The organism is Haliscomenobacter sp. (assembly GCF_041740695.1).
Taxonomy (GTDB): Bacteria; Bacteroidota; Bacteroidia; order Chitinophagales; family Saprospiraceae; genus Haliscomenobacter.
The window spans coordinates 39791-56195 of sequence record NZ_JBGSLK010000007.1; the positions used below are offsets into that span (position 1 = coordinate 39791).

Consider the following 16405-nt stretch of genomic DNA (forward strand, 5'->3'; position numbering starts at 1 on the left):
AAAAATCGGGAAGTAATTTTTTGCGTCAGACTTATAAAAGTAATTTGCAAATTAAGCACGAATTGCGAAATTTGCATTCTTTTTGTTGATTTTTGTGCTAAGATTTATGTTTTCGCACAAAAATAAAACATAAATTTGATTAAAACTTAAGGTAGGGATGGAAACGATTAAACAAAAACAAGTAGCGGAATTGGTGAAGCGGAATTTCAGCCTGGTGCTGCAAGATGAGGGAAGCTACATTTACGGCGCCACCCCTTTAGTAACGGTTACCAATGTCAAAGTATCCTCTGATCTCAGTCAAGCTAAAATTTACCTCAGCGTATACAATACCGAAAACAAACAAGAAGTACTGCTGGAAATGGCGGAGGAAAAATCACGCCTGAAACAGTCCCTCGGCCATCGCCTGCGCAAATTGGTGCGCCGAATTCCGGATGTAGATTTTTATTTGGATGATACCCTGGATGAGATGTACCGCATCGATGCCATGTTTGGTCGCCTGCGCGCCGACAACCAAATGGGCGAAGAGGAGTAGCGGCAACCCTACGTGGTTGCCGAGCAAGGGCAACCCTATGTGGTTGCCGAGCAAGGGCAACCCTACGTGGTTGCCGAGCAAGGGCAACCCTACGTGGTTGCCGAGCAAGGGCAACCACATAGGGATGCCCCAACAGGGATGCCCCAACAGGGTTGCCCTAACATATTTTTATACTTTCCCCGACGAAAATCACAAAGCATCCTTCCACAATTCGGTTAAGCACGTATTTTTACCCTTAAGTACCAGATCACAATTAATGATCTGGTACTTATTAACGTTAAAGCTGTTTAAACCGAATTAAGTATGAAATGTTTGTCCGCTCTGTTGAGCCTGGTTCTTATTAGTGCTGGTCTTTTTGCCCAGGAAAACCCATACTGGCGTGATGTAACGACCTCAGCCATCCAGTTGCCATTTAATGCAGAAGTAGATTTGGCAACCAATAAATACCGTACCCTCAGTCTTGATGTATCCAAGTTACAACAAGTGCTCCAACAGGCTCCGACTGAAGGCAGCAAAAGTGCACCTGTGGTAGTATCCCTCCCTTTGCCCAATGGAAAAATGGCCCGCTTTGCCATTGAAGCATCCCCCGTCATGATGCCCAAGTTGGCCGCCAGATACCCGAGCATCCAGAGTTTTAGTGGTAAAAGTTTGGATGACCAGGCCTTTAGCGTCCGGTTTGACTTAGGCGCGGGTATATTCCATGCCGCGATTCATACCCTCGATGGCATGGTGTACATCGATCCTTATGCCAGCAATCTTGCCACGAGCTATTATTTCAGTTATTTCACCAAAGACCTCGATTTGAGCCAAACCGAACTCGCCTCCTTGAGCTGTGGCATCAATACCACTGAATTGGCGATGGAAGAACCTCGGCGGGAAACGACCAATACCACACCAGGCTTGACCTTGCGGGGCAGTGTAGCTCAACCGCTGCGGACTTATCGCCTGGCTTTGGCCTGTACCGGTGAATACGCGCAGGCCAATGGAGGTACCGTTGAAAAAGTCCTGGCTTCGATGAATACTGCTCTTAACCGCGTAAATCAAATTTTTATTCGCGAAACGGCGGTCAAATTGATGATGATCGACAACAACGATACCCTGATTTTTCTCGACGCCGCAACCGACCCTTATAACGAACCTGCCAGTGCGCCTACTTTATTGGGCGTCAATCCCGGAGTGCTCAATGCCCGCATTGGACTCACTGGCTACGATATCGGCCATGTATTTACCCGCGGCTGTACCAATAACATCGGCGGTATTGCCGCTCCAGCTACGGTTTGTAAAGATACCAAGGGCCGGGGGGTAACCTGTTTTTTCCGCAACGATATCAATTTTATCGCAGTTTCTGTAATGGCGCATGAAATCGGGCACCAATTTTCCTGTAACCACAGTTGGAACAATTGCCCTGATTTCCAAGAACAATTGGCTTCACAAAGTGCATACGAGCCCGGTAGTGGGAGCACGATTATGTCCTATGCTGGTTCCTGTGCCAACAACAATGTGAGTGATAAATCTGATGATTATTACGCCACCGGTTCGCTGGAAGAGTTCATTATGTTTAGCCGAGAAATGGAAGGGAATGGTTGTGCAACCCAAGTTCCGACTCCCAATAATGTACCCACTGTAAGTATCAATCATCGCTCCAACCTGGTTATTCCCATCGGTACTCCTTTCGCCTTAACGGCCACCGGGATAGACCCCGATGGCGACCCATTGACTTATTGTTGGGAACAATTTGACCTGGGCCCAGTTCGTCCCTTGGGTGAACCACAAGGGACCAGTCCAATCTTTCGGTCGCTACCTCCCACCACCAGTTCCATCCGCACCTTCCCTCAGTTATCCGATTTGGTAGACAATGTCAGCCGCAACACGGAAGTACTGCCTACTTATACTCGCCAGCTCAACTTCCGCTGTACCGTACGTGACAATCACCCCTCGGCAGGGGCGGTAGCTTGGCAGGGCATTCGCCTTCAGGCGACTGATCAGGCGGGGCCTTTTTTGGTAAAAAGCCCCAATCTTGGCACAGAAGTAATGAAAGCAGGCGACGATGTAGCCATCACCTGGGATGTCGCCAAAACCAACCTTGCCCCCGTCAATTGCCGCTATGTCAATATCCGGCTTTCCGTAGATGGAGGTTTTAGTTTCCCCTTTCTCCTGGCCGAAAATGCACTCAATGATGGCAGTGAAAAAGTTACGCTACCCAACATGATTTCCAACAATGCCCGCATTAAGATAGAAGCAGTGGACAACGTCTTTTTTGATATCTCCAATCAAAACTTTGCCATCATGTCTAACCCTACGGCTACTTTTGCCTTAGGGGTTAGTCCATACAGCCTGCCGCTGAATTGCCAGCCCGCAGCGGTGGAATACAAAATCAGCAACACCACTTTGGGTGGTTTCAATAATGTGGTGAGATTGGATATCCTGCCAGGCAGCCTGCCCGCCGGGATTACCGCTTCTTTTAGTGCCAATAATTTGCGTGGTGGAGAAACGAGCACCTTGAAACTTACGGTTCAAAATGTATTGCGGGATACCGTTGAATTTACCGTTCGTGCCATAGCCCAAGGCGCCGATACGGTGCTGCGTACCTTGTCTTTGGTGACCCTTTCCACCGATTTTTCAAATCTGGCCTTGAAAAATCCAAGCAATGGCCAAACGGGCATTCAATTGTCCACGATTTTGCGTTGGCAAAAAACACCAGCAGCGCGGTCTTATGCGGTAGAATTGTCGGAAAGCCCCAAATTTGGCACCACCAATCTGGCACAAGCAAGCGGAGTAACAGTCGATACCTTTGCTCCCAATAAAATCCTCAAAGACAACACGCTCCACTTCTGGCGCGTACGTCCAGAAAACGAATGTGGCCCTGGCCAATACAGCGAACCCTTTGTGTTTCATACCAGTTTGACGGCATGTAAGCGCCAGGGTTCGACTGCTGCGGTGAACATTCCTTCCCGCAACAACCCCACCGTAGAATCCCGCATCAACATAACCGAAACGGGAAGCATCACCGACATCAACATACCCAATATTGACATCGACTACCAAACCGTCAATTTGATCAGAGTAAGTTTGGTGAGCCCTAAAGGTACCGTGGTGGTCTTGTACGATCAGGCTTGCACGGGCCGTACCGGAATTATGAAAGTTGGTTTTGACGATGAAGCTCCCGGGGTCATTATTGGGGGTACGGCTACTTGCCCCCCAGACGATGGCATCGTGTTTAGACCTAAAGAAGCACTGAAAATCCTGCAAGGTGAAAGCATTCAGGGTACCTGGATTTTACGGGTACAAGTCATTCGCTCGGAAGCCGGTACCGTTGGTGCGATCAATTCTTGGATCATCGAATTTTGTTCTACGCTAACTGCCAGCAACCCTACTTTGCTCAACAACAAGGGTGTAAAAGTAAGTCGCAACAGCAACAAAACCATCCCAGGAACCGACTTGCAAGCTCAGGATGTGGATGCAACGGCGAGCCAATTGTTGTACACTTTGACGCGGATACCCACCGGAGGTGGTTTGCGCTTGACGGATAAATTGCTGGACATTGGTGACCAGTTTACCCAAGCTGACATCGATGCAGCTCGCTTGCGTTACACCCACAATGGTGGCACAGATACCAGTGATGCCTTTTCTTTTGTAGTACAAGATGGCAAAGGTGGCTTTTTACCCATCAACCGCTTCAACATTCAAATTGACCAATCAACGGGCTTGGGTGAAGTACCACTCCCCTTTGCGGTAAAACTGTACCCCAACCCTACACATGACTTGTTGAACCTCGAGTTTGAACAAAACCTGCCTACGGATGGGGTACTCAGTATTTTTAACCTGCAAGGTCAATTGTTGTACCAAAGAACCGTTAAACAAGGTGTCAAAAACCATACAATTGCTACCCAACAATGGCCGGCAGGCGCCTATCTTTTGCACTTGAATACGGGCAAAGGAAGTATGCAGCGGCAGTTTGCGGTAGCGAAATAAGTTGAGAAAGTTGAGAAGGTATAGGCTACCGCGAGCGATTTTGATAAAATCCTCGTCTAAGTCGCTCGCGGTAGCCTAAACTTCCCTCAACCTTCTCATCTTCTCAACTTTTTTCGTATTTTATCGCCGAATTTTCCGCAAAGACCTATGAAAATAAAAGTCGGCATTTTTTTTGGCGGTGCATCCCGTGTGAAGGAACGTTCCTTCGATGTGGGAAGAACCGCTTACAATTACCTAAACCGCGGTTGTTTTGAGCCTGTACCCATTTTTGTGGACAGCCTGGAAAACATCATCCTATTGGATTGGCAAAGTGTTTTTCAGCCCAATATCCGCGATTTTTGCCCTACTCCAGAACTCTGCCCGCCCTCCCCTAATCAATTTCGCGTTTACATCGAAAGTTTAGGAAACCTTCCCCAGGATGAATTGGATCGCCATTTCCAAAAAATGGGCGAACCCATCAAAGCAACTGAACTTCCTGAGCTGATCAATTTTGCCTTTTTGCTCATGCCCGGTGAATTTGGGGCTTTGCAATTGCGCCTGGAGGAACTGCGGATTCCTTACTCAGGCAGCAATAGCGCGCTTTGTGCTACCTTAAGTGATCAATCCAAACTCATTCCACTCCTCAAATCAAAGGGTTTCAACACCCTGCGGCAGATCAGCCTGAGTCGGCAGGAATGGCTTGGTGGAGACCTCGCCGCTTTGCTTACTCGAGTACACCAAGAGGTCGGCTTTCCGGTGTGTATTGGCTCTGCTGCGCAAAGTGCCAGCGAACACCAGATCCTGGTGAACGAACACGATGACACCGAGACCTTTAGAGAAGCCGTAGACGACGTTTTTGGCCGTGAAATCATCCTGGTCGGTGACTGGTTGAAACGCAGTGAGTACGAACGTATTGACCATGTTCGCTTGCTGCTCAACGCCAGCGACGGCCTGGGATTCCCCATTCGGGTGGCTGCTAATGGTCAACAATATTCGATTTTCCATCCTGAAGAACTACTCAAAACTTTAAACCGACTGGCTTCCGAAATTTTGGAAGAACAGGCGCAAATGGTTTTGGAGGGCAGTTATGCAGCAACCCTGCTCAGCATCCAAGAAAACCGCGAGTGGGCCAAATTTTCCTGTTTGGTGTTGGCCAAAGAAGATGGCAGCCCGGTCGCACTATTGCCCGAACCCTTTGAAGCAGACAATGTAGCGCCAACTCCTTTTTCACGCGAACAGTCCGCAGCCATTCGGGTGGTCTGTGAACGATTGTTTACCACTCTGGGCGTGCAGGCTTACACGGGCATACGGGGTTGTATCGATAATCAGGGGCAAGTGTACATTGAGCAGGTTTTGCCCAATCCGGAGCCTTTTCTACCAACCCAGATGTTGCATGCAGGTGCAGCGATAGGATTGAGTCCTTCACAGTTGCTGACTTACCTCATCCGCTCTTCTTTGCAAGCCAGAGTAAATGAACAAACGCAAGATGCCAGTTTGCCATCACTATTGCACTATTTGGATGACTTAGTCCGCAATTGGCGGCCACAAGAGGAGAAAAAAGCTAAAGTAGCTTTGTTCTACGGCGGTTATGGGGTGGAGCGCAATCTGACCCTGCAAACTGCTCGCCACGTATACGAAGTCCTTTCCGGAACCGAAGAATACGACCCAATCCCGGTATTGTTGACCGGGAACGCCCAGCAGTGGGACTATTACCAAACGCCTGGCGACCTATTGTTTTTGCCCGACGTCGATAGCATTGTTAAAGCCTTACACAAAGCCCCTGCCGCCATTGAAGAGGTGGAAGCACTGCGCAATCGAAGTGCAGATATTCTGGTCAAATATGCCAGTGGCAACGCCAATGCCAATGCCCAAAAACGCAGTTTGGACGATTTAGCCCGGATGATTGATCAGGCTTTTATTGCCTTGCAGGGCCGCCCTGGTGAAGATGGACAATTGCAACAAGAACTCGAAGCGCACAAAATTCCCTACAATGGTTCGGGACATAAAACCTCGCACATTGCCGTCAATAAAGTACAGACACTGGAGGTTTTGAAACGCAATGGTTTCCAGGGGCCACACCAATTGGTGCTCAGCAAACGCGCCTTTGAACTCAGCGCCGAGGAAGCTTATCAAAAGATTGAAAGCCGCCTGAGTTACCCCTTTGTGGCCAAACCCATTGATCAAAATGGGGGAATTGCAGTTAAAGCCATTCGGAATCGCACGGATTTGGATGCCTACCTGCGCTTGATGTTTCGGCCACAGGGTGCCGATGGCGCGGAATACCGCAAGATCCTCAAATTGAAATCCAAGGCCGAATTCCCCTATGCGGAAGAAGCCCTGTTAGAATCAATGATCGGCCCCGAAGGCGCGCGGCATTTTTTGGAAATTTCAGCTACTGTAATGGCTTCACCTACTATTGAAGGGGCTATGAAGTACCAGGTTTTTGACTTGGCTGAAATCATCCCAGGTCAGACCCATCCGGTTATCCCAGCGCGCTTTTCCAAAAACCCGCAGGAACAGCATTTTTTGAGTACACAAATCAAAGCCGATTTTGAAAAGGCGGCGCGCATCCTCAATATCTTTGGATTGGCTACCATTGATGGTTTTGTACGAATTTACGAAAACACCAACCCGGAAATCATTTTGTTGGAAGCCAATACGCTGCCGCCCTTACATTATGGCCGAGGGGTGCTGCAACAATCGGGTTTGATGGGGATCACCCCTTTTGCCCAATTGGATCAGTTACTCGTTGAAAGTAAAAAGTATGCGGAACTTGCTTCAACCTTAATCGCAGAGGTCGTTACGGCACCCAAAGTGACCATCCCTACGGCCAGTATCCCTACTACGGAGCCCGTGACTGCACCACTCGTATCCATACCAGAAGTAGCACCAAAAGAAGCCGAGCCTAGTACGCCACGGCTCGAAGTGCCCAGCTATGGAGTGGAAGCGCGGTTTAAAGAATTTCTTAACGATACAATCGGATTTTTTGTGTCAACACTATTCATCAAAAATGCCCTGGCCTTAGGTGCCTTTATCTTCTTGACTTTTTTTGCGCTTACGACTGGGATCAAAATTTACACGCACCACGGGGAGTCCTTGGAATTGCGCGACTTCAGGGGTATGAGCCTCGAGGATGCCAAAGCCAAAGCGCGCGCGGCCAGCTTCAGGATTGTGGTCAGTTCTACCCAATTCGATGCAGATAAAGCTCCCGGGATCATCATGGATCAAGACCCGAAACCACCTGCCCGGGTCAAAAACAGCCGCAACATCTACGTCGTGATCACCAGTGGCCAGGCTCCGATGGTGAATCTTCCCGATTTGGTTGGGCGGGATGAATTGTCCGTTTACACCAATGCCTTGAATGCAAAGGGCATAAAAGTAGGGAAAATTGAATATCTGTTTGACCGCCAATTGGAGGAAAATACAGTCATGTTCATCAAATACAATGGCCGCCAATATACAGCTACCGAGTTGAAGACGGGCATCGAAGTGCCCAAGGCTTCCAAGGTTATCTTGGTGGTATCGGTCCGGAATACTGGCGATGTGCCCATCCCGGATGTATTGTGCAAAACCTACGACGAAGCAGAATTCATCATCAACAATAGCGGCGTCAAGCTGGTTTTGGAAACGGATGACAACAATCCAGCCAGTCGACCTGTTGGTTATTTTGTATGGAAACAGGAGCCATTCTTCCATGCCGATTCAACCATGAAATCGGGTGGAGAGCTCAAATTATACCTGACGCGCAAACGACCAGCAGATTGTCCAACGGAAGCACCGGTAAGTACTGAAAGTGAATTTGAGAATGATTAACAATAGAGATTGCTTTAAATCTCTAAAAATGAATACATTTGCGGCGCATTATTCGGTAACCATTTTTCACCATTAATTTTGCGCCATGTTGACTTTGTTCACAAAGCAGGTAAGAAACACAAAAACTAGAATAATCATGGACATTACCGTACAGGAGTTGAAAGAAAAGCTAGCACGTAAAGATGATTTTGTCCTCATCGACGTGCGCGAACCATACGAACACGAAGAATTCAACGTAGGTGGGAACTTGATTCCAATGGGTAATTTCCCCATGGTCATTCCCAGCTTGATCAGCCACAAAGATGACGAAGTAGTTGTGTATTGCCGCTCGGGCCGCCGCAGTGCCAGTGTACAATATCAGCTGAAAGACGCCGGTTTCAAAAACGTGCGCAACCTGGAAGGGGGCATGTTGGACTGGATCGATAATTTTGGAATGGCGAAATAAGTGAAAAGTGAAAAGTGAAGAGTGAAAAAAATATACCAAGCGGTGAAATCCAAATGGTGTACATTTTTTCACTTTTCACTCTTCACTCTTCACTTAAAATTATCCTCTAAAACTAAGCATCACAAACACCACAATCCCAACCACCACTACCGACATCACCACATCCCAGATACTAAAGCTGGCACGGTTTTCGGCTTTTTGTTCAGCAGTCATGGTACCATAGGTAAGTCCGGTAATGCTCTCGGGCGGAGGAGGAGGAGTAATTAAACTCACTACCACACAAACGGCCACGCAGAACAGGAAAAACCAGGCCGCAAAGGTCAAAAAGTTCACCGCGCCAAAAGTATGGAGAAGCGTACCTGGAGTAAGCGAATCTTTGCTGATTTCCAGACTCAGGCGAACTAAGGCGACGACCAAACCTGCGATCAGGGTTGCCATCGCCCCCTTGCTGTTGATGCGTTTGGAAAATATACCCAATAGGAATACAGCTGTAATCGGTGGAGCAATGTAAGACTGTACAGATTGCAAATACCCATACAAGCCTTTGGAAATGTTTTGCATGATGGGTATCCACAAAATTCCCAGGATCACCACTACTGCCGTGGCATAGCGGCCTACACTCAACAGTTTCTTCTCTGGTGCATTCGGGCGCAATTTTTTGTAAATGTCTACTGTAAACAACGTAGAACAAGAGTTGAAAACAGAGGCCAGCGAACTCATCAATGCCGCCAACAAACCAGCCGCCACCAGGCCACGCAAGCCGATTGGCGTTTTTTCCATCAACAAAGTTGCAAAAGCTTCATCCGGAGAATCCCATTGTAGTTCACCTCGGTTTTTAAGCGCCAATGCTACTACCCCTGGAATCAGGAACAAAAATACGGGCGTCAATTTCAACAAGCCCCCAAAGATAGCGCCCCGACGACCAATGGTGATGTTTCTAGCCGCCAAACCCCGTTGGATGATGTATTGATCCGTACACCAATACCAGGTACCCACAATGGTACTCGTAATCACCAAACTAGGCCAAGGGAAATCTGGATCACTCGCTGGGCGCCACATGTTGAGGTAACCAGGCTCCAATGAAGCTTTCATGCCACTCCAGCCACCTACTGCGTTCAACCCTACAATGGTCAGGGTAGTTGCACCTATAAGCAGGACAACGGTTTGTAAGGCCTCTGTGTAGACCACTGCCCGCATCCCACCAACAACGGTGTAGGCCCCGGTAAGGACCACCGTCAGCAGTGCCCCAAACCAGAAGTCGATGTGCAACAGCGTAGAAATGACAATCCCTCCGGCATAAACCGTTACCGAGACCTTGGTCAATACATAAGCGAGTAGAGAGAAAATACTCAAAAACCAACGCGTTTGTGCGTTAAAACGTTTTTCCAAAAACTCCGGCGTAGTAAAAATACCACTGCGGATGTAGAAGGGTAAAAACACCCAACCCATGGTGACCACCAGCCAGGCGTGTAATTCGTAAATCAACATCGGGATTTTGCCTCCGGCACCTGCTCCGGCTAAACCCACTACGTGCTCCGACCCAATATTGGAAGCAAAAATAGAAGCCCCAATCACGAACCAGCCCACGTTCCTCCCCGCAAGAAAATAATCTTCGGTGGTATCATTTTTGCGCGTCATCACCCAGATTGCGATCCCCAACAGGAGCATAAAGTAGGCTGCAATGACGACCCAATCCAGTGTAGCAAATTGACTCATACGTGTTATTTTGTTTGTTTAATAGTTCACAAATCAAGGGCGATGCACTGCTTTGGCCAAATCTAAGGCTTCCTGGATGGCGGTAGTGTAAAACTCCGAATCGTTGGCCAGCCAAATGATGCTCAAATCGCGTTCGGGAAACATATCGGCTTCCCGGCTCGAAATGTAAGGAATTAGTGCGTTTTATCGGTGTGAAATTTTCCAAATCTTTTGCCGTGAGATAGAAAATACTGTCCTCACCCACATTTCTGCTATCTGGAAGCCCAGATGAGTGGGTCAACAAGTGCCGAATGGTGATTTTTTCAACCATTTCGGGGTGTTCAAAATCGGGGAAGTATAATACATTCCCAAAAATTGTGCAACTTCCGTGGGGGCAAAGCTCGTCTCAGTTCATCCACAGTCAAAAGATTCTTGCCATGTTACAAAATTATCTGACCATCGCCCTGCGCAACCTGCGCAAACACAAAACCTTCAGTTTTATCAACATCATGGGGCTGGCCATCGGGATAGCCGTATGTTTGCTAATCCTGTTGTGGGTGGTGGATGAACTGAGTTACGACCGCTGGAACGACAAATACGAGCGCATCTACCGCGTTGCTGGTGAGGTGAAATTTGGTGGCTTGCACAATACCTTTGCGGTAGCTCCGGCACCGATGGCAGCAGCTTTGGTCACCGATTTTCCAGAAGTAGAATCAGCGGTGCGTTTTCGGCAGCAAGGCTCTTTTTTGGTCAAAAGTAAAGTGCAAAACTTCAAGGAAGATCACGTTATTTTTGCCGATTCTACCTTGTTCAAAGTTTTTAGCCTGAAAATACTGCAAGGCAACCCAGACCTAGCCTTGAAAGCACCTCAAACGATAGTCATTAGCAAATCGATGGCCGAAAAATATTTTCCTTCCGAAAATCCGATCGGCAAAATCCTAACCCTCGACAACGACAAACGCTACAATGTAACGGGTGTATTTGCGGATATGCCAGTCAATAGTCATTTCAACGTAGATTTTTTCTGTTCGATGAGCACCCTGGAAGAATCTCGGGAGCAAATCTGGCTGAGTTTTAATTTCCAGACCTATTATGTGTTGCGTAAAGACGCGGACCCTGCCGCATTTGAAGCAAAATTGTTTTCTCAGTTGCTCAAAAAATACATCGATCCTCAGCTGGCCCAGATGATGGGAAAAAGTTATGCCGAGTTGGAAAAAGGAGGTACGCTGATCAAGTTTCACCTGCAACCCCTGGGCGACATCCACCTCAAGTCGGACATGGATGTAGAACTGGCTGCCAACGGCAACATCCAGTACGTCTGGATCTTCGGCCTAGCAGCTTTGTTTGTGCTGCTGATCGCTGTGGTCAATTTTATGAACCTCTCCACCGCCCGTTCCACTTTGCGCGCACGGGAAGTCGGTGTACGCAAGGTAGTTGGCTCGCAGCGCTCTGCTTTGATTGGGCAATTTTTGAGTGAATCCATGGTTTTGACCTTTTTTGCCCTGTTTTTGGCGCTGTTGTTGAGTTGGGTAGCATTGCCATTTTTTGGGCAGATTGCGGGCAAAAAATTACTTTTCCCCTGGGGCAGTCCTTTGTTTTGGCTTTCCGTATTGGGTGGGGGTGTTTTTGTAGGTTTGCTGGCAGGGTCTTATCCTGCGCTATTCCTGTCCGGTTTCCAGCCCATCAGTGTATTGAAAGGTCGTTTTTTTGATTCTGGTAAAGGCCGCAATTTGCGCTCCGGTTTGATTGTATTTCAGTTTTTAATCGCCATTTTTTTAATCTCTGCTTCCTTCGTCATCCGTGGCCAATTGGGTTTTATCCAAAACAAAAAGCTGGGCTTCAGCCGGGATCAGGTTTTGGTGGTCAACGATGCCTATGCACTGGATCAAAATCTGGATGCTTTTAAGAAGAACCTCAAAAACTTACCCTTTGTACAAAATGCCACCGTGAGTGGTTTTTTGCCCATCGAGTCCAATCGTTCGAATGGTTCGGTTTGTTCTACCCCCAGTTTGCGGGAAGAGACCTGTCAAATCATTCAACAGTGGGAAGTGGACGAAGATTATGTGCCCACCCTAGGGATGGAAATCACCAAGGTGCGCAACTTTTCTGCGCAGATGCCCGGCGATTCCGGCAATGTAATCCTCAATGAAAAGGCGGCAAAAGGATTTTTTGGCCAGGAAGACCCGCTCGGGAAAATCCTTTATTTCCATGGCGACATGAACGCAGAAGGCAAACTCGAGCAAAAAGTCTACACAGTGATTGGTGTAGTAAAAGACTTTCACTTTGAATCCTTGCGGCAAAACATCGAGACCCTTTGTTTAAAACTGGAGCGTAGTGCTGGCAACATCTCGATTAAATTGTCGAATACCGATTTGCCCGCAGCGCTGAGCCGCATTGAACAAGAATGGAAAAAAGTGGCTGCTGGCGCACCATTTTCCTGGCAGTTCATGGACGAACGTTTTGACGAGATGTACCGTGCCGAACTCCGCATTGGCCGCATCTTTAATATTTTCACCATCTTGAGTTTGTTGGTAGCCTGTCTGGGTTTGTTGGGGCTTGCGGCCTTTACTGCTGAGCGGCGCACCAAAGAAATTGGCATCCGCAAGGTATTGGGTGCCAGTACCCAAAGTATCATTGGTTTGTTGTCCAAAGAAATTGTCCGTTTGATCCTGGTTGCAGCAGCCATCGCCATCCCGATTGCCTGGTGGAGCGCGGCACAATGGTTGCACAATTTCGCATATCGCATTCCGGTGCCCTGGTGGGGATTTTTGTTGTCGGGCGGATTAGCCGTTTTGGTGGCATTGGTTACGGTGACCTTACAAAGCATGCGGAGTGCGCGGATGGAGCCGGTGAAATCGTTGCGGTCGGAGTGAAGCGCTGAAGCTTAAAACATCAAAAGGGGTGTGCACACAAATGTTGGCATACCCCTTTTGACGTAATAGAAGCTATTCTTCCTATTTCAAATAATTCGCCTCAAAAAACTCCGAGTATCCATCCAGCGTCTTATCCCGCAGCACCGAGCGATAATTGTCCATACTAATGGGCAACAACTGGTAATTCACACTCGCGTCCATAAACTGGGCACGGTTTTTCATCACCCCGTCGTAGTATTTCATGGCTGCGCCCTTGTTTTCGAAGCGACGCAGGATCACCAGTAGTTTGCGGGTTTTTTCATCATCGCCTACAGCAAGGTTGGTGATGGTTATTTTGTCCAGTTTATGGAAATTCCGGTTGTAGTCCGAAATTTTATTTTTGGCATTGTCCAGGTTTGCACTGTTGTCGAGCGCTACGAGGATGAAGTGGATGGCATTTTCGTCGGGGCGGAAACGTACGGTTTCCTCGTCGGATCGCTCTTGGTCACCGGGCAATTGTGCCCCAGCACCACCCAGGAGACGCAGGATTTCCTTGGCGCGTTTTTGCTCATCCGAAGTGGGGTAGCGGGCGATTACCTCGTTCAAGGCGCTTTTGTAGGCGTCGGGGCCTTGTAGGTTGCCCGTACAGAGTGCAGCCAACAGCGCAAAACGGGAAGCTAGTTTGTTTTCGGCACCAAAGCGTACTTTGGAATCCATACACATCTTGAAGGCATCCTGATAGTTGCCTTTTTTGAAGGCGGCATAAGCCTCATCGTAATAAACATTCACCTTGCGCTCCTCGTTGAGGAACTCAGCGGCATAGTTGGGGTCTTGTAGGATGCGGGCAAAGGTTGAAGTGGGGTAACCACCCACAATTTTATCGTAATAAGCTTGAGCCTGGTCGGCGTGGTTGAGTTTGCGGTGGGCCAGGTACAGGTAGTACCAGGAATTGAGCTCAAAGTTGTGGCGGCCAAAACGGGTATTCAACCCCTCCAGGGTTTTGACCGTTTTTTCAAAATTCTCCAGCTTGTCGTAGTACAACACACCCAGTTTGTACATCGCATCAATCACTTTGACTTCGGCGCTGCGGCGTTCTGCATCGGTGCGGGGCACTGGGCCCAGGAATTTTGTTACTTCATCGGGATCTTCACCTGGGTCGCCGGCGGCGGCGGCGGCGGCGGCTGGGTTGTTGGCATTGACGGGATCATCCTCTACGATCTCATTGCTACCACCGCGTTTTTCGGCGCGGCGCCAGTTGTCTTCCAACACGCGTTCCCCCCAGGTGCGCTGGAATTCACGTTTGCCCTGTTTTACTTCTTTTTCTTCGTAAGCCCAATAGATTGCTGCCGATGGTTGCCCATTGGTAGCCAGCAATGGGCGGGGGCTACCGAGTGCCGGATTATTGGAAGCTATAGGCGCTTTGGAGTTTCCCAGATCACGTATGCGCTGTTCGTCCTGGTCCTTTTTCATTTTGGCAGCCCGCTTTTTGAGCTCGGCGTCCGAAAGTTTGCTCAGGGTCAATAAACTGTCCTGGAGTTGGATGGTACTGAGGTTTTTGGCAATGTCCACCAGGTTGTCGCGGAGGATTGTCGCAGATTTAAGCCGATCATCCTTTTTATCCATAACCGTCAGGGTACTATCGAGGTAGTTTTTGGTTTGGATGAATTTTTCTTCATCAAAATACAACTGAGCCAGGGTGTAGTACGACTCGGTGACCTGTGCCGGGTTGTTGCCAGCACTGCGTACGGATAGCGTCAGGTATTCAATAGCTTTGGGCTTATTGTTGTTTTTGAGCGCCACATTCGATAATGCGTAATAAATGCGGTCGCGGTATTCCTGGTTTTTAGCATCTTTAAGCATGCGCTCCAACAGGGCGGTAGCCGATTCTGCCGAACCTTTGCCACTGAGCCAGGAGTTTTGTGCCATGTTCAAGCGGGCATTGAACTGCATTTCGTAATTCACCGAAGAACTGGCTACTTTTTCAAAACCAGTATACGCTTCGTTCCAGCGCCCGGCGCGTTGGTGCAATTGCGCCAGAATGAAGTTGTAACGAGCCTTACTTTTGGAGTCTTCGGCACGCTCAATCGCTTCTTCCAGTGGTTTTACCGCCTCTTCGTGCTGTTTCTTTTTGATGTAAAAATGCGCTAGGAGAGGGGCCAGTTGAGCCCGCACCACATTAGGGGTATTTGGGTCACTTTCCAGTTGGGTTAGGGTGCGGAAAGCCAGGTCTTCATTCTCCCGTTCGATGAGGGTGCGCGCCAGCCAAAGTACACCTTCAAAATAGGCTGGTTTCTTCTTGAGGTAGTCTTTTTCCCGTTGGGCTTCTGCCGCTTCTTTGCGGGCTTTTTCCTTTTGGATTTGTTCGGGCGTCTTGGTCGAGCTTGCTGTGCTGCTGCTGGTTTTAGTCCGATTCAGGATTTCGGGTTTCGCCGGTAGTGGTTTGCCTTGTTTGCGGGCTCTAGCCACATCAGCGTTGTATTTTTTACGGGCTTTGGCTATGTCTTTGGTCAGTTTTTCTTTGTCCTTCTTGGCTTTTTCCCGTACTTTTTCTCTTTCCTTCGCGGTGAGTACCTCACCGTCACTGTTTACCATTGGTGCACGGGTACTGCCACTGCGTACATTTTGCGCTACTGCTTTTTTTAGTTTTGCTCTTTCCGGGGAGTATTCTGCCGTAAGGTAACGCAGGGTTTGTTCAGCAGTTTCAAAGTCTTGTTTGAGGAAGTGGGCTTTGCCTGCCAGGAGGTAGCAATCGTCTACCCAGTCACTTTTGGGGTGCAGGGCGGCTACTTTGGTCACTTTTTTGACGGCTTCATCCAATTCTGGTGCCGCTGCCTTGGGGTTGTCGATGCCCATGTAGGGATAGACGGGCAAAATTTGGGTGTAATTGTCCTTGTATTGCTGCTCCATGCTGAGCATGGTGGTCGCCAGGATTTCTTCGGCATTGAAGTAGCCGTTGTAGTGAGCAGTGGTGTTGTGGTACACCTTTCCCAGGCCAGACAGCTCCTTACTGCTGCTTTTGACGGCGACACAACTCTCAATCATCAGGGCAAGCGCCACTACCGTCAGGGCGTAAACTAATCGTTTCAAGGCCGAATATTTTTTACAACGATGAATAAA

7 protein-coding genes are annotated in these 16405 nt (G+C 48.6%); 5 read left to right on the forward strand and 2 right to left on the reverse strand.

The genetic code is table 11. The annotated features are described in order from the left end of the window. The first annotated feature begins 157 nt into the window (after nucleotides 1-157). The 4 genes from rbfA (at nucleotide 158) to ACEW9O_RS01385 (ending at nucleotide 8741) form a co-directional block, all read left to right on the forward strand. Complete coding sequence (gene rbfA, locus ACEW9O_RS01370) at nucleotides 158-532, forward strand: 30S ribosome-binding factor RbfA (RefSeq protein ID WP_373548321.1); 375 nt, start codon at nucleotides 158-160, stop codon at nucleotides 530-532. Nucleotides 533-835: 303 nt separating this feature from the next. Beyond that, on the forward strand, nucleotides 836-4504 hold the full coding sequence (locus ACEW9O_RS01375) for a reprolysin-like metallopeptidase (RefSeq protein ID WP_373548322.1): 3669 nt from the start codon (nucleotides 836-838) through the stop codon (nucleotides 4502-4504). Between the two features lie 147 nt (nucleotides 4505-4651). Continuing rightward, a complete protein-coding gene (locus tag ACEW9O_RS01380; RefSeq protein WP_373548323.1) occupies nucleotides 4652-8296 on the forward strand; it encodes a PASTA domain-containing protein in 3645 nt (1214 codons plus the stop codon). Nucleotides 8297-8432: 136 nt separating this feature from the next. Then, nucleotides 8433-8741: a rhodanese-like domain-containing protein gene (locus ACEW9O_RS01385; RefSeq protein ID WP_373548324.1), complete on the forward strand. Its 309-nt coding sequence runs from the start codon at nucleotides 8433-8435 to the stop codon at nucleotides 8739-8741. A 99-nt stretch (nucleotides 8742-8840) separates the two neighbouring features. On the opposite strand, the gene ACEW9O_RS01390 is transcribed toward ACEW9O_RS01385, so the two are convergent. After that, the gene (locus tag ACEW9O_RS01390; protein WP_373548325.1) at nucleotides 8841-10457 is read right to left on the reverse strand and encodes a sodium:solute symporter; all 1617 of its coding nucleotides are present in this window, start codon (nucleotides 10455-10457) and stop codon (nucleotides 8841-8843) included. A gap of 416 nt (nucleotides 10458-10873) precedes the next feature. Here ACEW9O_RS01390 and ACEW9O_RS01395 point away from each other — a divergent pair, with 416 nt between their 5' ends. Then, the gene (locus ACEW9O_RS01395; protein ID WP_373548326.1) at nucleotides 10874-13309 is read left to right on the forward strand and encodes an ABC transporter permease; all 2436 of its coding nucleotides are present in this window, start codon (nucleotides 10874-10876) and stop codon (nucleotides 13307-13309) included. Between the two features lie 81 nt (nucleotides 13310-13390). Here ACEW9O_RS01395 and ACEW9O_RS01400 read toward each other — a convergent pair whose 3' ends face one another. Next, complete coding sequence (locus ACEW9O_RS01400; RefSeq protein ID WP_373548327.1) at nucleotides 13391-16375, reverse strand: tetratricopeptide repeat protein; 2985 nt, start codon at nucleotides 16373-16375, stop codon at nucleotides 13391-13393. Nucleotides 16376-16405 lie beyond the last annotated feature (30 nt).